This window comes from Pseudomonas sp. FBCC-B1565, assembly GCF_059133265.1.
Map to the genome: position 1 here is coordinate 6,090,714 of NZ_CP101438.1, position 21,838 is coordinate 6,112,551.

A 21,838-nucleotide genomic window follows, 5' to 3' on the forward strand; every position below is an offset into this window, starting at 1 on the left:
TCTCCTTATGGCCCATCTGCCATTGTTATTGCCAAGGCTGACCACGCTAACATCGCAAGGGCAGGTGACCCAAAGCAGCAACATTGATTTGCAGCGTAGGACGATTCCCAAATGATAAAAATCGCCCGAGCCACTAAACTCGCGCCCCTTTGCGCGTCTACCGCCTATGCGCGCCATGGATTCCCGCTGACCGATGAAAAACCTCGCCCGCTTCACCTTGCTGCTGCCTGGCCTGTTCGCCCTGAGCGATGCCGCTCGGGCTGAAGACGCCCCGCTGGTCCTCGACCCCAGCGTGGTCACCGGCTCACGCAACGCCAGCCCGACCTTCGACCTGCCGTACTCGGTGGACGGCATCAGCCGTGAACAGATCAACGACGGCCAATTGGGCATCAACGCCTCTGAAGCCCTGTCCCGCGTGCCCGGCCTGGTGGTACAGAACCGCCAGAACTATGCACAGGACCTGCAGATTTCCTCCCGTGGCTTTGGCGCCCGCTCGGCGTTCGGTGTGCGCGGCATCAAGCTGATTGCCGACGGCATTCCCGCCAGCACCCCGGACGGCCAGGGCCAGGCGGCCACGTTCAACCTCGACACTGCCGAACGCATCGAAGTGCTGCGCGGCCCTGCCGCGACCCTGTATGGCAGCAATGCCGGCGGCGTGATCCAGATGTTCTCCCGAGACGGCGAAGGCCCGCCGCGTATCGGCGCCGAAACCCTGGTGGGCAGCGACGGCCTGAACAAAAACCACCTGAGCGCCGAAGGCGCAGCGAATGACGCAGGTTTTGTGCTCGACGCTTCGCGCATGGACACCAACGGCTACCGCGACCACAGCAGCGCACGCCGCGACCAGACCTTCGCCAAGCTCAACGTCCAACCGGATGACGACAGCAAACTGGCGCTGATCTACAGCAGCCTGGAACAGAACGGCACCCAGGACCCGCTGGGGCAGACGTGGGCGGCGTACAAGGCCGACCCACGCTCGGTGAGCGCCAACGCGCTGACGTACAACACGCGCAAAAGCATTGATCATCAGCAATTGGGCATGAATTACGAGCGGTATTTTGGCGATGCGACGCTGCAGGTGAATGGGTATACGGGGCGGCGGAGTGTGATTCAGTATTTGTCGATTCCAAGAGGCACACCCGCCAACGAGCGTGGCGGCGGCGTGGTGCAATTCGACCGCAAGTTCTATGGCGGCAGCGTGCGTTGGATGCAGCCTATTGAAAGCGCACCGGGCGAGCTAATGATCATCTCCGGCCTGGATTTCGATCAAAGCGAAGACAGTCGCCACGGCTACCAGAACTACAGCGGCAACACCCTCGGCGTGAAAGGCCAACTGCGCCGCGATGAAATCGACACCGCCCGCAGCCTCGATCCCTATATCCAGGCCAACTGGGCCCTCGACCGCTGGACCCTGCAAGCCGGCGTCCGACACAGCACTATGCAGTTGGACGTTGACGACCAGTTCCTCAGCAATGGCGATTCCAGCGGCAACAAAACCTATCAGAAAAATACGCCGTCAATGAGCGTGATGTACGCGTTCACGCCTGAACTGCATGGTTATGTCAGCGCCGGCAAAGGCTTCGAAACACCGACCCAGGCCGAATTGGCCTATGCACCGGGCAGCGTCGAGGGTTTCAACTTTGGCCTGAAGCCATCGGAAAGCACCCAGTACGAGGTGGGACTGAAAGCTCAGCTCAACAACACACGAATCAACGCTGCCATATTCCAGATAACCACCGAGGATGAACTGGTGGTTTATCAATCCCTGGGCGGCCGCACCAGTTACCAAAACGCCGGCCGCACCCTGCGCCGCGGCTTCGAACTGGGCATCGAAAGCCAACTCAGCGAACAGTGGACCGCCAACCTCGCCTACACCCGCCTGCAAGCTACCTACGACAGTGACTTCGTCAGCGGCGGCAACACCGCCGTCGACAAGGGCAACTACCTGCCCGGCGTACCGCACACCACCCTGTTCGCAGAGCTCAACTGGAAGCCCCGCGACTGGGTCAGCACCGCCCTCGAAGGCATGTACCGCAGCCAGGTCTACGTCGAAGACACCAACAGCCAACACGCCGCCCCGGCCTACAGCGTATTCAACTGGCGCGCCCGCTTTGAGCAGAAAGTCGAACACTGGACCTTCCACCAGACCCTGCGCCTGGATAACCTGCTCGACCGCCAATACGTCGGCTCGGTGATCGTCGGCGACGGCAACAACCGCTATTACGAAGCCGCGCCAGGGCGTTCGTGGTATGCCGGTGCCGGCGCAGAATACACATTCTGAAATCACCCCAAATCAAATGTGAGAGCGGGCTTGCTCGCGAATGCGGTGTGTCAGCCGGTACATGTGTGACTGCTCAACAGCATTCGCGAGCAAGCCCGCTCCCACAGTTTGAACTGCATACGACCTGCCGGATCAGACCTGCTTGGGCAAGCGCTGATCGATGAGTTTGTACAACGCACTCTCCGATGACCAATTGCGCATAAACCGCGCCCTGTCCTTGGCATAGGCCGGGGCGAAGCTCGCGTCGGAGCCGTGCTGACACATGGCGTCCAGGTCGATCAGCGACCAGCGGTCGTTGTCCCAAAACAGGTTGTGGCCCTTGAAATCGCCATGGCTGATACGTTCACGGATCAGCTCGGCGAACAGGTGATCCAGCGCCTGCAGTTCGTTTTCCGGCGCGTCACCATTTTCAACGTAAGGTGCGAAGCGCTCGATGATGTCCGGGCCGGGCAGGTATTCGGTGACCAGGTAAGCGCGACTGCGCAACCAGAAGAAGCGTTTTTCCAGCACCGCCAGCGGCTTGGGCGTGGCGATGCCGAGGAACGCCAGGCGATTGCCTTCGCGCCAGGAGTGCCAGGCTCGGCTCGGACGCCAGAAGCGTTTGAGCCAGTGGGCGAAGCCCTTGATGTTGTAGCGCTTGATCACCAGCGGCCGACCGGCCACCTCGACCTTGGCCACGCTGGCGGCGCCGCCGGTCTTGTACAAATGGCCCTGGTCCAGCAGCGCATCAGCCTGTTCCAGCACCGGCAGCATGGCCGGTTCTTCTTCCCGGCGGATCGCACGCAAGGCAAAGGCGCCGCGCACCACGCTGAACAACGTGCATTCGCGGCCGACTTTGTTCAGGAAGTCCTTGAGGCGCCAGGCGCTGACCTTGCGCACCTGTTTCTCCAGGGCCTCCAGCGGCAGGGCATGCTCGCCGTTACTCAGCAGGTAGTACACCAGCAGTTCTTCGGTAAACGGCTCGAGATTCTTCGGCAACTGGGCGAAAAACACGCCGAGGTTTTCCAGCACACGGTTGCGTGACAGCGGTTTGCCCGCCTCTTCGACGCGGATCCCGGCGCCATCGATCAGGTACAGCTTGCCGTCCTGGCGCAGCAGGTTGTCCAGGTGCAGGTCTTCCTGCCATAGGCCCTTGGTGTGCATCTGGGCGATCGCACCCAGCGCTTCGGCCAGCACGGCGGTTTGCTCGTCAGCCAGCGGCGGCAGGTCTTCGATGGCCTGCCAGGCATCGGCCAGGCTTTCGGCGCCCTCGATGAACTCGAACAGCAACCAGCCGCCCTCGCCTTCCTGCAAGCCATCGGCCAGCAGCAACGGCGTGGTCAGGCCTTGCTCGGCGAGCAAGCGCACGCCGCCGAGTTCACGCTGAAAGTGCCGCGCCGCCTTGCCGCCCACCAACAATTTGGCCAGTACCGGACGACCACGCCAAACCGCCGCCCCCACATAACGCTCGCCCGGCAGCACACGCAACAGGCTCAGCAGTTGCAACTGGCCTGGGCCCGCCGCATCGGCCAGCTCAAGGGTCAGGGGCAGCTCGGGGGTACGGCCGGCGGTTTTCAGCTCGGACAGACGCATCAACGGTTTTCCTTGTGACTACGGCGCGCGGTCAGTTTCTGCAGCCAGGTGGCGACCAGCGCGCTGTCCTTCGATTGATCCAGATAGGCGGCCAACAGTTGGCGTACCTGTTCATCCGACCACTGCGGTGCACGTCGCAGCAACGGCTCCAGGTCCTTGACCCGATCACGCCAGCCGAACAGCAGCGGGCGGGTTTTCTCCAGGTCGATCAACTGCGCGGCATAACCGTCGCCGGTAGCCTGCATGAAAATATGTTTGGGATAAAAACAGCCATGCACCTGGCCGACGCTGTGCAACCGACGAGCAAGCTCACCACAGGCCCGCAGGATCGCGCGGTGCTGGGCATCGCTCAGTTGGGGCCACTGCTCCAGCAGCGAATCCAGGTCATTCCAGCCGTCCAGGGCACGGGTCAGCAGCATGGCGCGATGCTCGCCGCCCACCTTGCGTTCGCCGTAGAACGCCGCCTGCAAGGCAGGGATGCCGAGCTTGCGGTAACGACTGATATTACGGAACTCGCGGGAGAAACTCGGCTCGCCAAAGGGACGGTGCAGGCTGCGCGTCAGGTAGTTGCTCTGACGCTTGAGGTAATAACCGTGGCCGTCGAGCTCCAGGCGAAAGACGCTGCTCCAGCCGCCGCGACTGGTGTTGGGTTCATCCACTGCATCCAGTTGTTTGGCCCACAGGGCGTCGAACGTCGCCAAGCCGTTGCGCTCCAGCAGCGCCCGGTCCTCAGCCGCCAGGAAATCACTCATTCACGTCCCTCGAAAAACTTCACCACGTGGCGAATTCGCTGTTTGTCAGCTGCACTCAGGTGCTGGCGCTGACGGTATTGCATGTAGAAACGCAGGCGCTGGGTGGCGGACAGGTGATACTTGGCCACCTTGTCCAGGCAGGCCAGGTCTTTGGTGATGCGGTACTTGAGCCAGAACCCGCGCCAGAAATCGCCGTTGGGGCAGTCGATCAGGTACAGGGTCTGGTGGTCATCGATCAACAGGTTGCGCCACTTCAAGTCGTTATGGGTAAAGCGATGATCGTGCATGGTGCGCGTGTATTCGGCGAGCTGACGGCTCACCGCGTTGACCCACTTGGGATCGTGCAGGCGCGCATCGTTGCGCTCGGCCAATACCGAGAGGTCTTCGGTCTTCGGCAGTTCGCGGGTGATCATCGCCCCACGATCATAGGCCAGGCCCTTGCGCTCCAGCCCCCAGGCAACCACATCGGCGGTGGGAATGCCCCATTTGGCAAAACGCTTGAGGTTCTGCCATTCGGACTTGACCCGCGGCTTGCCCAGGTAGCGCCGCAGCCCTTTGCCGGCACCGATGTAGCGCTTGACGTAATAGTTGACCCCGCCGCGCTCCACGCGGATCACTTCCGACAGCGGATCGCGGGTCAGGCGCTCGCCTTGCAGGGCGAAGACCGCTTCGAGGCTGCCGAAATCATCCGCCAGGCTGGCGTACGCAGCTTCCAGGTTCCAACCCGCCATCAGATCGCATCCCCATAACGCAGCTTGCGCGCATACAGCTTGTCGGCCTTGCGCTGCATCAAGCTCAGGGACGCTGATTGCTCGGCGAGGATCTGGCGCAGCGGCTGACGGAAGTAGCCCTTGAGGAAACGCAGTTTGTCGCGACGGGTCAGGCCGATATCCAACGCCGAGTAGTACAGCGCGGAGAGGTCCTTGTCGCGCCAGCGCAGCGGCAGGTGGGCACGCAGTTGAGCGCGGTGCAGGTCGATCACCGATAGCTTGATGTTGTTCGCATCGATGGGCTTGGCAGTGTCCAGCAGGAAATGGCACAGGTAGCAGTCGCGGTGGTTCACACCCCCCCGGTGCATATCGCCGACCATGCGCGCCAGCTCGGCCGTGAGGGCATGACGCAACGCGGGTGCAGGCGGTTCGGCGACCCAGTTGATCGTGACGTCTTCGAGGCTGAGGGTCGGCGCCAGCTCTTCGGTGATGATGAACGAGTGTTGGTCCGCCGGGTTGCTGCCCTTTTCGCCGAACGCCACACCGGTCATGGTCGGCACGCCGAGCTCCTGCAGGCGATGAATCGCCGCCCACTCAAGGCCCGCCCCGAGTACCGGCAGCTTGGCGGTGATCAGGTTCTTGAAGATTTCACCCCAGCCGATGCCACGGTGGATCTTCACGAAATACGGACGGCCATCCACCTCGGTACGCAGGGTGCGACGCGCCGCCAGTTCACGGAATACTTCACCTTGCAGTTTCTCGACTTCGGCAAAGGCATCGAGCCCGGCCCATAAAGTCTTGAACGGTTCGGCAAGAATCAACTTCATCGTTTTGGCTCCGCCAGAATCACATCCGCAGCGTGCTGCGGCATGCTGTAAAGGTCGGCCGTCTCAGCGAAGGCCAAGCCATTGCGGCTCCAGGCCGCGCGCTGTGCAGTGTCGGTGAGCATGTGCGTCAGGTATTGATTGAGCTGTGCTTGTTCAAACGGCTCATCCAGTACCAGGCCACTGTCGGCCTCGGCGATGTAGTGGGCATACCCACACACGGCCGAGACCAGTACCGGCAGCCCGGCCACCAAGGCTTCGAGCAAGACGGTGCCGGTATTTTCGTTGTACGCCGGGTGGATCAACAGGTCGGCGCCCAGCAGGAAACGCGGGATATCACTGCGCCCCTTGAGAAACTGCACATTATCGCCCAGGCCCAAGGTAGCGCTTTGCAGTTGGAATACCTTGGGGTCGTCCTGGCCGATTACAAACAGGCGCGTGCGTTTTTTCAGTTCAGACGGCAACGCGGCCACGGCCTTGAGGCTGCGGTCGACGCCCTTGGTCTTGAAGCCCGAACCGATCTGCACCAGCAGCAGCTCGTCGTCACCGAGGTTGAATTCCTTGCGGAAACCTTCGCGGATTTCGGCGGCATTCGGCGGCGCGCGACGGTCCTGGGCAATGCCCGGCGGCAGCAGGTGGAAGCGTTCCACCGGGGTGTCGTAATGCTTGATGAACAGTGGTTGCTGCACTTCGGAAATCATCAGGACTTCGGTCTTGGCGTCCTTGGCGAACACCGCGCGCTCGTACTCGGCAAAATGCTTGTAGCGGCCAAAGTAGCGGTACAGCGAGTGCCGCAGGTTTTGCGCCTTGTCTTCAAAGCAACCGTCGGCGGCGTAGTACACGTCCAGGTTGGGCATTTTGTTGAAGCCGATCAGGCGGTCCACCGGGCGCTTGGCCAGGTCGGCGGCCATCCATGCGCTGAGTTTTTCGTTGCGCCGATGGTTGAAGAACGCCTTGACCGGCGCCACCAGCACTTCGAAGCCGGGCGGGATGTCGCCTTCCCAGATCAGCGTGTACACACGAATCTGATGGCCGCGCTGCTGGCACTCCAGGGCGATGCGCATGAAGTCGCGCTGCAGGCCACCGAAGGGGAAATATTTGTACAGCACAAAAGCCAGTTGCATCAGTGCAGCTCCTCAGCCAGTAACAACGTGCTCAGTCGGCTTGCCACACGCTCAGGGTTCAGGCGCGTGAAGCACAGGGGCGACTCGCGCTTGAGGTCGAACCGACGCAGGTCGTCGGCCGTCGGTTGATAGGTACATTGCTTTTGCAGGCACGGCGCGCAGGGGAAGTCGCTGGCCAGATGAATCTGGCCCTTGCCGTAGGCGCCGGTGAGGCCGGGGTTGGTCGGGCCGAACAGGGAGATGGTCGGCACGTCCAACGCAGCAGCCAGGTGCCCGAGGCCAGTGTCCACCGCCACACAGGCACGGGCGCCGGCCAATACACGGGCCACACCGGCCAGGTTCAGCTTGGGCAGCACCTCGGCGTTTTGCAGGCCCTGGGCCAGGCGTTCGGCACGGGCTTTTTCAGCGGCGTTACCCCAGGGCAATTTCACGTCGACGCCCAGGCGGCCCATGCGCTCGGCCAGCTCGCGCCAGTAGGCTTCGGGCCAGTGCTTGGTGTCCCAGGTGGTGCCGTGCAGCAGCAGCACAAAGGGCTTTTTCGGCGGCAAGCCCAGGAGTTTTTCCGTGCTCAGGCCGTAGTCGCCCAGGCCTTTGGGCAGGTCATATCCGAGCGCCACGGCGAACAACTGGCGCAGACGCTCCACCGCGTGCTGCCCACGTGCTACGGCGAGGCGTCGGGAATAGAAACGTGCGGCCATCGGCTCGCGCGCGGAATTTTTGTCGAAGCCGGCGATGGGCGCACGCACGTAGCGGGTCAGCCAGGCGCTTTTCAGCAGGCCCTGAGCATCGATCACCAGATCGTATTTGGTCGACTGCACTTGCTGCTTGAACCGCCGCCACTCGCCACTCTTGATGGTTTGCCAGATATTTTTGCGCCAGCGGCGGATCGCCACCGGGATCACCTTGTCGACCGCCGGGTGCCAGGTGGGAATCTCGGCGAAGCCTTCTTCCACTACCCAGTCGAATTGAATGCCGGGGTTCGCCCGCGCCGCGTCGGTCAATGCCGGCAAGGCGTGGATCACGTCGCCCAGGGATGAGGTCTTGATTACCAGTACGCGCAAACTATCGGACCTCGACCGCAGAGCCCTGCAACCGCTGCAAGGCTTCGTTCACCGGCTGCGGCAGCAATTGGCGCATACAGTTGTAGTGGCCGAAGCGGCAGGTACGGTCAAAACACGGGCTGCACTCCAGGCCCAGGCGCACCACTTCGACCTGATCGGCCAGCGGCGGCGTGAAGCCCGGCGAGGTGGAGCCGTACACCGCCACCAACGGGCGGTTCAGCGCAGCCGCCACGTGCATGAGGCCGGAGTCGTTGGACACCACCGAATCGGCACAGGACAGCAGGTCGATGGCCTCGGCCAGGGACGTGTCGCCACTGAGGTTCACTGCCTCTTCGCGCAGGCCGGGAATCAGGCGCTGGCGAATGTCTTCACCCACCGGATGGTCCTTCTTCGAACCGAACAGCCACACCTGCCAGCCTTCACGGATCTTCGCCTCGGCCACCTTCGCGTAGTGCTCCGACGGCCAGCGCTTGGATTCGCCGAATTCGGCGCCGGGGCACAAGGCCAATACCGGGCGGTCCAGGGTCAGGCCGAACTTGGCCAGGGCCGCGTCGCGGCTCGCCGGGTCGATCTGCAGGCTCGGGCGCGGATACGGCTTGGGCAACTCGGCACCCGGCTCGTAGGCCAGGGCCATGAACCGTTCGATCATCAGCGGGTAGCGGGCTTTGTCGAGTGTGCGCACGTCGTTGAGCAGCACGTAGCGGAACTCGCCACGCCAGCCGGTGCGCTTGGGGATGCCGGCAAAATACGGCACCAGCGCCGACTTGAGCGAGTTGGGCAGCAGGATCGCCTGGTCGTACTCACCCGCCAGGGATTTACCGATGCGACGGCGGGTCGCCAGTTCCAGGGCGCCGTGGCCGAGCGGGAAGCTCAAGGCCTTGCGCACCTCGGGCATGCGCTCAAGGATCGGGCGACTCCACTCGGGGGCGAGCACGTCGATCTGGCAGTCCGGGTAACGCACGCGCAGGCACTGGAACAGTGTCTGCGCCATTACCATGTCACCGACCCAACTGGGCCCAACGATCAGAATATTCATGTAGTTTCCACAAACGATGCGGGGAGGCTTATGCCTCCCCGCCGTAATAGTGTTTCAGCTCAACTCCAGCGCCTGCCAGATTCGCATCACCTGGCGCCGTTCGTCGGCGAACTGATCCCCGGCCACCGTACCGGCCTCGTTCTGCAAGGCCTGGCGGTGCGCGGCGGATCGGTAGGCCTTATACACCTCGCGCAGCAGATGGGCATCGGCGGCGGGCATCAAGCCCACCTGCTCCAGGCCTTCCAGAATGCGGATATTGTCGGTGTAGCGCAGCAACGATGGATGCTGCGCAGACCACGCCAGAGCCGCGTATTGCACCATAAATTCAATATCGACGATACCTCCGGCGTCCTGCTTGAGGTCGAACAGCGCCGTGGCTTCGAAGGCATTGGCGCCGGTGCCGGCCGCCGTGCCCTTGGTGCCCAGGTTGTCACGCATCTTGGCGCGCATCTCGCTGACCTCCTGGCGCAGCTTCGCCAGGTCCCGTTCCTGTCCCAATACGTTCGCCCGTACCTGCTCGAACGCCTGGCCCACATCCTGGCTGCCCACCAGCACCCGCGCCCGGATCAGGGCCTGATGCTCCCAGGTCCAGGCTTCATTTTGTTGATAGCGCTCAAACGCGCCCAATGAACTCACCAGCAAACCGGATGCGCCGGAAGGTCGCAGGCGCATGTCCACTTCATACAGTTGGCCCGAGTTGGTCTGGGTGGTCAGCAAATGAATGATGCGCTGGCCCAGGCGCGTGAAGAACTGCGCACCGTCGATGGGCTTGGCGCCATCGGTCTCGGCCTGGGGGTCACCGTCGTGGATAAACACCAGGTCCAGGTCCGAACCATGCCCCAGTTCGATGCCGCCGACTTTCCCATAACCGACAATGATGAAGCCAGGATCGCACAGGGTGCCGTCCAGGCGCTGCGGCGAGCCGTGTCGCGCCACGGTCTGGCGCCAGGCCAGGGCCAGCACTTGTTCGAGGATGGCTTCGGCGAGCCAGGTCAGGTAGTCGCTGACCTTCATCAGCGGCAGGCTGCCGGCGATTTCCGAGGCGGCCACGCGCAGGCGGTGGGCCAGCTTGAAGTGCCGCAAGGCTTCCATCTGTTGTTCAAGGTCGTCTTCCGGGATGCGCGTCAGGCGCTCGCGCAACTCGGCGGCCAGCTCCGGCGCCAACGGCGGCTTGAACAGGCGGCCTTCGTTGAGCAATTCATCGAGCAACAGCGGGAAGCGCGTGATCTGCTCGGCGATCCACGGGCTGGCGGCGCACAGGGTCAGCAGGCGGCGCAGGGCATCGGGGTTTTCCGTGAGCAGCACCAGGTAGGCGGAACGTCGGGCGACGGCTTCCACCAGCGGCAGCACACGTTCCAGTACCAGGTCCGGGTTGGCATGCTCGACCGCCTGGGCCAGAAGACGCGGGATGAACGCATCCAGACGCTCGCGCCCCAAACGCTGCATGGCGCGTAGTTGCGGGCTGTTGCGCAGGCCTGCCAACGCCTTGAGGGCCTTGGCCGCGTCGGAAAAACCACCTTCGGCCAACTGACGGCAGGCAGCCTCTTCATCTTGGGACTCTTCCCACAGCGGCAACCACTCACCGCCCACGACCAACTCGCTTTCTTCGCCCTCTTCTTCGTCCGGATCGGCAATCACTTGGCGGAAGTGCCAGTCCACCCGGCCACGCCAGTACATCAGGCGCTCATGGAAGGCGTCCCAGTCGGCAAAACCCAACATAAAGGCAATGCGCGCCTGGTCTTCGGGGCTGTCCGGGAGCATTTGTGTCTGGCGGTCGGCAATCGCCTGGATCGCGTGTTCGGTGTAACGCAGGAATTCGTAGCCATTGCGCAACTCGGCAATCACCGCCGGTGGCAGATAGCCCTGGCCTTCCAGAGTGTCGAGCACCTTGAGCAACGGGCGCTGTTGCAGGCTCAAGTCGCGCCCACCGTGAATCAATTGGAATGCCTGGGCGATGAACTCCACTTCGCGGATACCGCCCGAGCCCAGCTTGATGTTGTCGGCCATGCCTTTGCGCCGCACTTCCTGCTGGATCAACTGCTTCATGGTGCGCAGCGCTTCGATGGCGGAGAAGTCCAGGTAGCGGCGATAGACGAACGGCCGCAGCATGTCGAGCAATTGCGCACCGGCCACCTGGTCGCCGGCGACAACCCGCGCCTTGATCATGGCGTAGCGTTCCCAGTCGCGGCCCTGATCCTGGTAATACTGCTCCAGCGCGTTGAAGCTCAGAACCAGCGCACCGGCTGAACCGTAGGGGCGCAGGCGCATGTCGACGCGGAACACGAAGCCGTCGACGGTCATCGGGTCGAGGGCCTTGATCAATTTTTGACCAAGCCGGATAAAGAACTCCTGGTTATCCAGGGCGCGCTTCACACCCACCGTCTCGCCGCCTTCCGGGTAAGCGAAGATCAAGTCAATGTCCGACGACAGGTTCAACTCCACCGCACCGAGCTTGCCCATGCCGAGGATGACCATGTGCTGCGGCTCGCCGCTGCGTCGGCCGGTGGGCGTGCCGAACTGTACGCAGTGGCGTTGGTACAGCCACTGGTAGGCCTGGTCGATGCTGGCGTCGGCCATGTCGGAGAGGTCGCGGCAGGTTTGCACCAGGTCGGCCTGACGGGTCAGGTCGCGCCAGATGATGCGCACTTGCTGGCGTGTGCGCTGGCGACGCAGCACACGGCCCAGCTCATCTTCTGTTTCGGCTTGTCGCACGGCGCCAGCAATCTGCCCGCACAGCTCGCCAGGTGCGAAACCTCGGTCCAGTTCGCCCAAGGCGGCCAGCTCAAGCAACATCAAAGGGTCACGAACACTCTGTTCAATGACGAAATCACTGGCGGCGCACACGCGGGCGAAGTCGGCCCACCGTTGCGGCGTCCACGCAGAAAGTCCATGATCATCGTCCAGCGCGGCCACTGCGTCACGAAATGACTGCTCGGCCCGCTGGGCTTTTGGCAAGAGAATGGCCGGGAGTTGGGCCAGTGTTGGAAGGCTCATGGTCTATCCTTGATCGGCGTGTAATTGGCTACGTGTTGTGAACGCAAGAACCACGCTCTATGAAGGACTGTCGAACAAAGGTTAGAAATAGCTGAAATTAATTTCATTTTGGCAGCCAACATCAAACTTTCACCTTTTCTTGTTCGCAAAAGATCAACAATAACGATTATGCTCACCAGCCAGACCGAGCCATACGCTCAGTCTTGTGTAGTTTTACTACTCGTATATACATTCGAAAGGCTGAAATGGCCGACGATTTGTAGTAAAACTACAGGACGCCGAAGCAACCTTCGGCCATCCAAGAATTTATGTCGTCTGCCCACAAGGCCAGTCGCAAACTTCAGGCAACCGATTCTGGTAGCCTTTCCGCCCTGGAGCAAGCCATGCAAGACCTCGATCCCGTCGAAACCCAGGAATGGCTGGACGCCCTGGAATCGGTTCTCGACAAAGAAGGCGAAGACCGTGCTCACTACCTGATGACCCGTATGGGCGAACTCGCGACCCGCAGCGGCTCGCAACTGCCTTACGCCATCACGACGCCATACCGCAACACCATCCCCGTTACCCACGAAGCACGCATGCCTGGCGACCTGTTCATGGAACGCCGCATTCGCTCGCTGGTACGTTGGAACGCCATGGCGATGGTAATGCGCACGAACTTGAAAGATTCGGACCTGGGCGGTCACATCTCCAGCTTCGCTTCCAGTGCAACCCTGTATGACATCGGCTTCAACTACTTCTTCCAGGCCCCGACCGACGAACACGGCGGCGACCTGATCTACTTCCAGGGCCACACCTCGCCAGGCGTCTACGCCCGTGCGTTCATGGAAGGCCGCATCACCGAAGAACACATGAACAACTTCCGCCAGGAAGTGGACGGTAACGGCCTGTCGTCGTACCCGCACCCTTGGCTGATGCCTGATTTCTGGCAGTTCCCGACCGTTTCCATGGGTCTGGGTCCAATTCAAGCGATCTACCAGGCACGCTTCATGAAGTACCTGGAAGCCCGTGGCTTCATCCCTGAAGGCAAGCAGAAGGTCTGGTGCTTCCTGGGCGACGGCGAGTGCGACGAGCCGGAATCCCTGGGCGCCATCTCCCTGGCCGGCCGCGAGAAGCTGGACAACCTGATCTTCGTCATCAACTGCAACCTGCAGCGCCTCGACGGCCCGGTTCGCGGCAACGGCAAGATCATCCAGGAACTTGAAGGCGTATTCCGCGGCGCCCAGTGGAACGTGACCAAAGTCATCTGGGGCCGTTTCTGGGACCCACTGCTGGCCAAGGACGTCGACGGTATCCTGCAGCGTCGCATGGACGAAGTCATCGACGGCGAGTACCAGAACTACAAGGCCAAAGACGGCGCGTTCGTCCGCGAACACTTCTTCAACACGCCTGAACTCAAGGCGATGGTTGCCGACCTGTCCGACGACGAGATCTGGAAACTCAACCGTGGCGGCCACGACCCGTACAAGGTCTACGCGGCGTACCACGAAGCGGTGAACCACAAGGAACAACCGACCGTCATCCTGGCCAAGACCATCAAGGGTTATGGCACCGGTGCCGGCGAAGCGAAGAACACTGCGCACAACACCAAGAAAGTCGATGTCGACAGCCTGAAGTTGTTCCGTGACCGCTTCGACATCCCGGTCAAGGACGAAGAGCTGGAAAACCTGCCGTTCTTCAAGCCGGAGCCAAACAGCGCCGAAGCCCGTTACCTGGCCGAACGCCGCGCCGCGCTGGGTGGTTTCGTGCCACAACGCCGTGCGCAGAGCTTCAGCGTACCGACGCCGGACCTCAGCACCCTCAAGGCCATCCTTGACGGTTCGGGCGACCGTGAAATCTCCACCACCATGGCTTTCGTGCGGATCCTGGCGCAGTTGGTCAAGGACAAGGACATCGGCCCGCGCATCGTCCCGATTATCCCGGACGAAGCCCGTACCTTCGGTATGGAAGGCATGTTCCGTCAGTTGGGCATCTACTCCTCCGTCGGCCAGCTCTACGAGCCAGTCGATAAAGACCAGGTGATGTTCTACAAGGAAGACAAGAAGGGCCAGATCCTCGAAGAAGGCATCAACGAAGCGGGCGCCATGAGCTCCTTCATCGCTGCCGGTACTTCGTACTCCAGCCACAACCAGCCGATGCTGCCGTTCTACATCTTCTACTCGATGTTCGGCTTCCAGCGTATCGGCGACCTGGCTTGGGCAGCAGGCGACAGCCGTACCCGTGGCTTCCTGATCGGCGGCACCGCCGGCCGTACCACGCTGAACGGCGAAGGCCTGCAACACGAAGACGGTCACAGCCATATCCTGGCTGCCACCATCCCGAACTGCCGCACCTTTGATCCAACCTACGGCTACGAGCTGGCGGTGATCATCCAGGACGGCATGAAGAAGATGACCGAAGAGCAGCAGGACGTTTTCTACTACATCACCGTGATGAACGAGTCCTACCAGCAGCCAGCCATGCCGGCCGGTGTCGAGGAAGGCATCATCAAGGGCATGTACCTGCTCGAAGAAGACACCAAGGAAGCGGCGCACCACGTCCAGCTGATGGGCTCCGGCACCATCCTGCGCGAAGTGCGTGAAGCGGCTAAGATCCTGCGTGACGAGTTCAACGTCGGCGCCGATGTGTGGAGCGTGACCAGCTTCAACGAACTGCGTCGCGATGGCCTGGCCGTAGAGCGTCACAACCGCCTGCACCCTGGCCAGAAGCCACAGCGCACCTTCGTTGAAGAGTGCCTGACCGGCCGTAAAGGCCCGGTGATCGCTTCGACCGACTACATGAAACTGTTTGCTGAACAAATTCGCCAGTGGGTCCCGTCCAAGGAATTCAAAGTCCTGGGCACCGACGGTTTCGGCCGCAGTGACAGCCGCAAGAAGCTGCGTCACTTCTTCGAAGTTGACCGTCACTTCGTGGTGTTGGCAGCCCTGGAAGCCTTGGCTGACCGTGGTGAGATCGAACCGAAGGTGGTGGCTGACGCTATCGTCAAGTTCGGGATCAACCCGGAAAAACGCAACCCACTGGACTGCTGAGGAGATTTTTTGTGAGCGAACTCATTCGCGTACCTGACATCGGCAGCGGTGAAGGTGAAGTAATCGAGCTGTTTGTGAAGGTCGGCGACACCGTCGAAGCCGACCAGAGCATCCTGACCCTGGAGTCGGACAAGGCGAGCATGGAAATCCCTGCTCCCAAGGCCGGCGTGGTCAAGAGCCTGAAAGTGAAGCTGGGCGACCGCCTGAAAGAAGGCGACGAACTGCTGGAGCTGGAAATCGAAGGTGCCGCTGATGCGGCCCCTGCGGCGGCTCCTGCTGCCGCTGCTGCACCAGCGCCTGCTGCTGAAAAACCTGCTGCCGAGGCCGCTCCGGCCCCGGCAGCTGCACCTGCCGCCGCCAGCGTCCAGGACATTCATGTCCCGGACATCGGCTCGTCGGGCAAGGCCAAGATCATCGAGCTGCTGGTCAAGGTCGGCGACACCGTCGAAGCCGACCAGTCGCTGATCACCCTGGAGTCCGACAAGGCCTCCATGGAAATCCCTTCGCCGGCTGCCGGCGTGGTGGAAAGCATCGCGGTCAAGCTGGAAGACGAAGTCGGCACCGGTGACTTCATCCTCAAGCTGAAAGTACAAGGCGCTGCGCCGGCCGCCACGCCAGCACCGGCTGCTGCTCCGGCCGCCAAGGCTGAAGCGGCTCCGGCTGCTGCACCTGCACCTGCTGCAAAAGCCGAGGCTGCTCCAGCCCCTGCTGCTGCCGCACCTGCGCCAAGCGGTGCCAAGGTTCACGCCGGCCCTGCCGTGCGTCAGCTGGCCCGTGAGTTCGGCGTTGAGCTGAATGCTGTGTCGGCCACCGGCCCGCACGGCCGCGTGCTGAAGGAAGACGTGCAGGTCTACGTCAAGGCCATGATGCAGAAAGCCAAGGAAGCGCCAGCTGCTGGCGGCGCTACCAGTGGTTCGGGCATTCCGCCGATCCGCACCGTCGACTTCAGCCGCTTCGGCGAAGTCGAAGAAGTGCCGATGACCCGCCTGATGCAAATCGGCGCGGCCGGCCTTCACGCCAGCTGGCTGAACATCCCGCACGTGACACAGTTCGACCAGGCCGACATCACCGACCTGGAAGCTTTCCGCGTTGCGCAGAAAGCCGTGGCCGAGAAAGCCGGCGTGAAACTGACCGTGCTGCCGCTGCTGCTCAAGGCCTGTGCCTACTTGCTCAAGGAGCTGCCGGACTTCAACAGTTCGCTGGCGCCAAGCGGCAAGGCGATCATTCGCAAGAAGTACGTGCACATCGGCTTTGCGGTCGACACCCCGGATGGCCTGCTGGTACCGGTCATCAAGAACGTCGACCAGAAGAGCCTGCTGCAGCTCGCTGCCGAAGCCGCCGCACTGGCTGCCAAGGCCCGCGACAAGAAGCTCACCCCGGACGACATGCAGGGTGCATGCTTCACCATCTCCAGCCTCGGGCACATTGGCGGCACTGGCTTCACGCCAATCGTCAACGCGCCGGAAGTGGCGATCCTGGGTGTGTCCAAGGCGACTATCCAGCCGGTTTGGGACGGTAAAGCGTTCCAGCCGAAGCTGATGCTGCCGCTGTCGCTGTCCTACGATCACCGTGTGATCAACGGCGCCGCCGCTGCGCGCTTCACCCAGCGCCTGGGCCAAGTGCTGAACGATATCCGCACTATCCTGCTGTAAGCCGCCACGGCCTCCTCTTCACCGAGGAGGCCTGGCTGCATCGATTTTCGAGCGCCACGCTCGTACCTCAACCCCGCCACTTGGCGGGGCTTTTTTTGCCGGTTTTCAAGCAAGAAGCTGGACGCGCAAAACAGGTTTGTACACCTTCCATCACCTCGATTGCAGAAATCCCTTCTACAGCCGATAACCCCCTTATAGCACTTAGCCTTCATCCTCTCTTGTCAGCCCGCGCCGCATGATGCAACCTTGCCGCAGGCAACAGAAAAGAGGGCGCGAGCCCGGCGCCGTGCGCGTAATTTCAAGTGAGTTTCCCCCATGAAAAGCCAGCCCGATGTCGCCCGTATGGCGGCCGAGGTAGTGACGCAGTTACCGGTGCCTTCGCGCCTCGGTATGCTGCGTTTCGAGCGGCTGAATGAGGCAAGCTGGGCCCTCCTTTACCTCGACCCTAACTGCGAGCGCCAATTCGGCCTGCCGGCTGTCGAGCTGTGCGCGCTGATCGGCACCCCATACGCCAGCCTGATGGAGCCCCAGGCGCGCTATCAACTGCACGACACCATCCAGCAGCAACTGACCCAGAGCCCGCATTACCTGGTGCGCTATACCCTGCACACCAGCGACGGCCCGCTGAGTCTGCTGGAAATGGGTGAGGCCTATAAACAACACAATCGCCACTTGCTGCGCGGCTACCTGATGGTGGTTGACGGCCTGTTCAGTGAGATCCCCACTGCCGCACCCACGGCAGACCTGGAAAACCAGAACAGCCGCCTGCAGATCGCCCTGGAACTCAACCAGCGCGCCCAGCAGGAACAGTTGCAGCATCTGGAGCGGGTGCGCGCCCAGCAGGAACTGATCCTGCTGCTGGCCCGCCAGCGCTACACCACCCACAATTCATTGCAGGAAGCCGCCGAGCTGATCACCCGCAGCGCCTGCGATATCTACCAAATCGACTGCGCCAGCATCTGGAACCTTGAAGGCCAGCGCCTGGTGCCGATCTCCGCCTATCACCGCGCGGACGGGCAGCACCACTTGCCCGAGCCCATCGACGCCAGCTGTTTCCCGGACTACCTGGAAGCCTTGCACTCCAGCCGGGCCATTGACGCCACCAACGCACTGCGCGACCCACGCACCCGGGAAATGGCCGACAGCCTGCGCGACAAAGACATCCACGCCATGCTCGACGCCAGCATCCGTGTCGATGGTCATGTGGTGGGCGTGCTGTGCCTGGAGCAAAGCGGCAGCACCCGCGCCTGGCAAGCCGATGAAATTGCCTTTGCCGGCGAACTCGCCGACCAGTTCGCCCAGGTGATCAACAACCACAACCGCCGCACCGCCACCAGCGCCCTGCACCTGTTCCAGCGTGCCGTGGAACAAAGCGCCAATGCCTTTCTGCTGGTCAACTGCGACGGCGTGGTGGAGTACGTCAACCCAAGCTTTACCGCGATCACCCAGTACAGCGCCGAAGAGGTCCACGGCCACCGCCTGGCCCAATTGCCAGCGCTGGAGAACCTCAGCGAATTGCTCTTCGACGCACCCTCGAGCCTGGCCAAGAGCAACAGCTGGCAGGGTGAATTCAAAAGCCGGCGCAAGAACCTGGAGCCCTATTGGGGCCAGTTGTCGATTTCCAAGGTGTACGGCGACAACCGCGAGTTGACGCACTACATCGGCATCTACGAAGACATCACCCAGACCAAGCTGGCCCAGCAGCGCATCGAGCGCCTGGCCTACACCGACAACCTGACCAACCTGGGCAACCGTCCGGCGTTCATCCGCAACCTCGATGAACGCTTTGCCCGTGACAGCGACAGCCCGATCAGCCTGCTGCTGGTGGACATCGACAACTTCAAGCGCATCAACGACAGCCTCGGCCACCAGACCGGCGACAAGCTGCTGATCAGCCTGGCTCGCCGCCTACGCAACAGCCTGAGCACCGGCGGCAGCCTGGCGCGCTTTGCCAGTAACGAGTTTGCGGTGTTGCTCGACGACACCGACCTGGAAAGCGGCCAACTGGTGGCCAGCCAATTGCTGGCGACCCTCGACAAGCCGATGTTCGTCGACAACCAATTGATCAGTGTCACCGGCTCCGTCGGTCTGGCCTGCGCGCCACTGCATGGCCGCGACCCGCAGACCCTGATGCGCAACGCCGGCCTGGCCCTGCACAAGGCCAAGGCCAATGGCAAACACCAGGTGCAGATCTTTACCGAAGCACTGAATGCCGAGGCCAGCTACAAGCTGTTCGTGGAGAACAACCTGCGCCGCGCCCTCACCCAGAACGAACTGGACGTGTTCTACCAGCCCAAGCTGTGCCTGCGCAGTGGCCGTCTGCTCGGCATGGAAGCGCTATTGCGCTGGAACCATCCGGAAAAGGGCATGATCCGCCCCGACCAATTCATCAGCGTGGCTGAAGAAACCGGCCTGATCATCCCCATCGGCAAATGGATCGCACGCCAGGCCTGCCGCATGAGCCGACAGTTGACCGCCGCTGGCATGGGTAACTTGCAGGTGGCGATCAACCTGTCGCCCAAGCAGTTTTCCGACCCGGACCTGGTGGCCTCGATTGCCACGATCCTCAAGGAAGAACAACTGCCGGCCAACCTGCTGGAGCTGGAGCTGACCGAAGGCCTGCTGCTGGAAGCCACCGAAGACACGCGCCTGCAGCTAGATCAATTGAAGAGCTTCGGCCTGACCCTGGCCATGGACGACTTCGGCACCGGCTACTCGTCGTTGAGTTACCTGAAAAAATTCCCCATCGATATCATCAAGATCGACCGCAGCTTCATCCACGAAATCCCGGACAACCAGGACGACATGGAAATCACCTCCGCAGTGATCGCCATGGCCCACAACCTCAAGCTCAAGGTGGTGGCCGAGGGCATCGAGACCGCCGAGCAACTGGCGTTCCTGCGCCGGCACCGTTGCGATGTGGGCCAAGGCTACCTGTTCGACCGGCCGATCCCCGGCGCCGAGCTGCTGGCGATGCTCAAACGCTACCCGCGCGGGCCAATCGCCTGACAGCGCTGTAACACTCGGGCACACTGGCGGTCTCAATCTTTATTGCTAACTCAACCTGACGAGAGGACTGATCATGGTCTTGCGCTCGGAAATTCTGGTGAACAAAAACGTGCTGCCTACTCAAGAACAAGCTCTGCCTGGCCGTGAAACCCCGATGGCATTGCCGGAGACGCACTTCGTCAATGGCAACCCGCTGCTGGGCCCGTTCCTCGATGATGTCGGCTTTGCAATCTTCGGCCTGGGTTGCTTCTGGGGTGCCGAACGCCGGTTCTGGCAGCGCGATGGCGTGGTCAGCACCGTGGTCGGCTACGCCGGCGGCTACACGCCCAACCCGACCTATGAAGAAGTCTGCTCGGGCCTGACCGGCCACAGCGAAGTGGTGCTGGTGGTGTATGACCAGGCCAAAGTGAAATACGAAGATTTGTTGAAAATGTTCTGGGAACTGCACAACCCGACCCAGGGCATGCGCCAGGGCAATGACATCGGCAGCCAGTACCGTTCGGTGATCTATGCGACCACCCCGGAACAACTGGCGGCGGCGCAGGCCAGTGCCGAGGCGTATCAGGGAGAACTGACCAAGGCGGGGTTGGGTGCGATCACCACGGAAATCGCAGAAGCACCGACGGTGTACTTCGCCGAGGCGTATCACCAGCAGTACCTGGCGAAGAATCCGCAGGGCTATTGCGGGATCGGCGGCACCGGCGTGACCTGCCCGATCTGAAGCCGACACGGGTCAAAATGTGGGAGGGGGCTTGCCCCCGATGGCAGTGTGTCAGTCAGTACATCTGTAACTGACAGATCGCTATCGGGGGCAAGCCCCCTCCCACATTGTTTTTATATATGCCTGTAGATCCGGTTATTCAGCGATCAGCCAATCCATCTGCCACCCACCCTGGGTCTGCCCAAGCTTCTTGGACAGCCACGGCAGCAGCTCACGCAGTTCCTCTTCCAGCCCCCATGGCGGGTTGGCGATGGCCAGGCCCGAGCCGGTCAGGGTGTTGGGGGTGTCAAGCGGATGCACCAGCAACTCCACCCGCAGCAACTTCGGCGCACCGGTGCCAGCCAGGTCCTGGTAGAAGCGGCGCAACAGGCGCTGGTCCTTCACCGGGTACCAGATCGCCGCGACGGTCTGGCGCATGCGGCCCACGGCTTCCTTGAGGGAGGCGGCGCAGCGTTGCATCTCGTCGAGCTTTTCGAACGGCGGGTCGATCAGCATCAGCGCGCGTTTTTCCGGCACCGGCAACAGCGCGCGCGGTACGTGCCAGCCATCGCCCAGGTGCACTTTGACGCGGCGGTCACCCTTCATGTTGTCCTTGAGCAACACACCGTCTTCCGGGTGCTTCTCATTGAGCAGCACGCGGTCCTGAGGGCGCGTCAGGCGCCGCGCCAGTTCCGGCGAACCGGGGTAGTAACGCAACTCGCCATCCGGGTTCATCTCATGCAGCACGCGCATGTAATCGGCGGTCAACGGTGGCAGGTCGCTTTCGCCCCACAGGCGAGCGATGCCTTCCAGGTACTCACCGGTGCGGTTGGCCTGGTCGCCCTGCAGGTCGTACAGACCGATCCCGGCATGGGTGTCGAGGTAGGCGAACGGCTGCTCCTTGCGCGACATCAGGGCGATGAGGCGGATCAAGGTCAGGTGTTTGAAGACATCGGCATGGTTGCCGGCGTGAAAGGCGTGACGATAATTCATGGTTGCTCCTGCGCAGGGGGCGAAGTTTACCTTTTACGCGAGCGTTGGTGCAGAGCAACGTGCCGGGCGGTGCTTATATCGAAAAGACAGGTATCCACCTG

At 62.0% G+C, this 21,838-nt stretch carries 14 protein-coding genes; 5 read left to right on the forward strand and 9 right to left on the reverse strand.

What is annotated here, in order from left to right; genetic code table 11:
* Window positions 1–193: 193 nt before the first annotated feature.
* On the forward strand, window positions 194–2,281 hold the full coding sequence (locus tag NL123_RS28150; RefSeq protein ID WP_494356776.1) for a TonB-dependent receptor family protein: 2,088 nt from the start codon (window positions 194–196) through the stop codon (window positions 2,279–2,281).
* A 132-nt stretch (window positions 2,282–2,413) separates the two neighbouring features.
* On the opposite strand, the gene NL123_RS28155 is transcribed toward NL123_RS28150, so the two are convergent.
* From NL123_RS28155 to glnE, 8 genes are read right to left on the reverse strand one after another with little or no spacing between them, the layout of a single operon-like run.
* Window positions 2,414–3,853 carry a lipopolysaccharide kinase InaA family protein gene (locus tag NL123_RS28155; protein ID WP_494356777.1) on the reverse strand — a complete coding sequence of 480 codons (1,440 nt, stop codon included), beginning with the start codon at window positions 3,851–3,853 and terminating at the stop codon, window positions 2,414–2,416.
* Window positions 3,853–4,605 carry a lipopolysaccharide kinase InaA family protein gene (locus tag NL123_RS28160; protein ID WP_494356778.1) on the reverse strand — a complete coding sequence of 251 codons (753 nt, stop codon included), beginning with the start codon at window positions 4,603–4,605 and terminating at the stop codon, window positions 3,853–3,855. Before NL123_RS28160 ends, NL123_RS28155 begins: the two co-directional genes overlap by 1 nt.
* A complete protein-coding gene (locus tag NL123_RS28165; protein ID WP_494356779.1) occupies window positions 4,602–5,336 on the reverse strand; it encodes a lipopolysaccharide kinase InaA family protein in 735 nt (244 codons plus the stop codon). Before NL123_RS28165 ends, NL123_RS28160 begins: the two co-directional genes overlap by 4 nt.
* Window positions 5,336–6,142 (reverse strand): lipopolysaccharide core heptose(I) kinase RfaP, encoded by an 807-nt coding sequence (gene rfaP / locus NL123_RS28170; protein ID WP_494356780.1) that lies wholly within the window; start codon window positions 6,140–6,142, stop codon window positions 5,336–5,338. Before rfaP ends, NL123_RS28165 begins: the two co-directional genes overlap by 1 nt.
* Window positions 6,139–7,263 (reverse strand): glycosyltransferase family 4 protein, encoded by a 1,125-nt coding sequence (locus NL123_RS28175; protein ID WP_058423508.1) that lies wholly within the window; start codon window positions 7,261–7,263, stop codon window positions 6,139–6,141. Before NL123_RS28175 ends, rfaP begins: the two co-directional genes overlap by 4 nt.
* Window positions 7,263–8,324 carry a lipopolysaccharide heptosyltransferase I gene (waaC, locus tag NL123_RS28180; RefSeq protein ID WP_494356781.1) on the reverse strand — a complete coding sequence of 354 codons (1,062 nt, stop codon included), beginning with the start codon at window positions 8,322–8,324 and terminating at the stop codon, window positions 7,263–7,265. Before waaC ends, NL123_RS28175 begins: the two co-directional genes overlap by 1 nt.
* Before the next feature lies 1 nt (window position 8,325).
* Window positions 8,326–9,360, reverse strand: a complete 1,035-nt coding sequence (gene waaF / locus NL123_RS28185; RefSeq protein WP_248485816.1) for a lipopolysaccharide heptosyltransferase II — start codon at window positions 9,358–9,360, stop codon at window positions 8,326–8,328.
* Window positions 9,361–9,414: 54 nt separating this feature from the next.
* The gene (gene glnE, locus NL123_RS28190; RefSeq protein WP_494356782.1) at window positions 9,415–12,354 is read right to left on the reverse strand and encodes a bifunctional [glutamate--ammonia ligase]-adenylyl-L-tyrosine phosphorylase/[glutamate--ammonia-ligase] adenylyltransferase; all 2,940 of its coding nucleotides are present in this window, start codon (window positions 12,352–12,354) and stop codon (window positions 9,415–9,417) included.
* Window positions 12,355–12,737: 383 nt separating this feature from the next.
* Between glnE and aceE the strand changes: the two genes are divergently transcribed.
* From aceE to msrA, 4 genes are all read left to right on the forward strand, one after another.
* The gene (gene aceE / locus NL123_RS28195) at window positions 12,738–15,383 is read left to right on the forward strand and encodes a pyruvate dehydrogenase (acetyl-transferring), homodimeric type (RefSeq protein WP_071497153.1); all 2,646 of its coding nucleotides are present in this window, start codon (window positions 12,738–12,740) and stop codon (window positions 15,381–15,383) included.
* 11 nt (window positions 15,384–15,394) lie between these two features.
* Complete coding sequence (gene aceF, locus NL123_RS28200) at window positions 15,395–17,035, forward strand: dihydrolipoyllysine-residue acetyltransferase (RefSeq protein WP_494356783.1); 1,641 nt, start codon at window positions 15,395–15,397, stop codon at window positions 17,033–17,035.
* Window positions 17,036–17,350: 315 nt separating this feature from the next.
* Window positions 17,351–20,044, forward strand: coding sequence for a putative bifunctional diguanylate cyclase/phosphodiesterase (locus NL123_RS28205; protein WP_248485812.1), 2,694 nt, complete (start codon window positions 17,351–17,353; stop codon window positions 20,042–20,044).
* 73 nt (window positions 20,045–20,117) lie between these two features.
* Window positions 20,118–20,765, forward strand: a complete 648-nt coding sequence (gene msrA / locus NL123_RS28210; RefSeq protein ID WP_248485811.1) for a peptide-methionine (S)-S-oxide reductase MsrA — start codon at window positions 20,118–20,120, stop codon at window positions 20,763–20,765.
* A 135-nt stretch (window positions 20,766–20,900) separates the two neighbouring features.
* Here the strand turns inward: msrA and NL123_RS28215 are convergent, their stop codons facing one another.
* Window positions 20,901–21,737, reverse strand: a complete 837-nt coding sequence (locus tag NL123_RS28215) for a 23S rRNA (adenine(2030)-N(6))-methyltransferase RlmJ (protein ID WP_494356784.1) — start codon at window positions 21,735–21,737, stop codon at window positions 20,901–20,903.
* Window positions 21,738–21,838 lie beyond the last annotated feature (101 nt).

Bases quoted from the DNA above. Each gene is read 5' to 3' on its own strand.
- NL123_RS28150 (WP_494356776.1), top strand. From the start codon at position 194: ATGAAAAACCTCGCCCGCTTCACCTTGCTGCTGCCTGGCCTGTTCGCC.
- rfaP (WP_494356780.1), bottom strand. From the start codon at position 6,142: ATGAAGTTGATTCTTGCCGAACCGTTCAAGACTTTATGGGCCGGGCTC.
- NL123_RS28175 (WP_058423508.1), bottom strand. From the start codon at position 7,263: ATGCAACTGGCTTTTGTGCTGTACAAATATTTCCCCTTCGGTGGCCTG.
- waaF (WP_248485816.1), bottom strand. From the start codon at position 9,360: ATGAATATTCTGATCGTTGGGCCCAGTTGGGTCGGTGACATGGTAATG.
- msrA (WP_248485811.1), top strand. From the start codon at position 20,118: ATGGTCTTGCGCTCGGAAATTCTGGTGAACAAAAACGTGCTGCCTACT.
- glnE (WP_494356782.1), bottom strand. From the start codon at position 12,354: ATGAGCCTTCCAACACTGGCCCAACTCCCGGCCATTCTCTTGCCAAAA.
- NL123_RS28165 (WP_494356779.1), bottom strand. From the start codon at position 5,336: ATGGCGGGTTGGAACCTGGAAGCTGCGTACGCCAGCCTGGCGGATGAT.
- NL123_RS28215 (WP_494356784.1), bottom strand. From the start codon at position 21,737: ATGAATTATCGTCACGCCTTTCACGCCGGCAACCATGCCGATGTCTTC.
- NL123_RS28155 (WP_494356777.1), bottom strand. From the start codon at position 3,853: ATGCGTCTGTCCGAGCTGAAAACCGCCGGCCGTACCCCCGAGCTGCCC.
- aceE (WP_071497153.1), top strand. From the start codon at position 12,738: ATGCAAGACCTCGATCCCGTCGAAACCCAGGAATGGCTGGACGCCCTG.
- NL123_RS28205 (WP_248485812.1), top strand. From the start codon at position 17,351: ATGAAAAGCCAGCCCGATGTCGCCCGTATGGCGGCCGAGGTAGTGACG.
- NL123_RS28160 (WP_494356778.1), bottom strand. From the start codon at position 4,605: ATGAGTGATTTCCTGGCGGCTGAGGACCGGGCGCTGCTGGAGCGCAAC.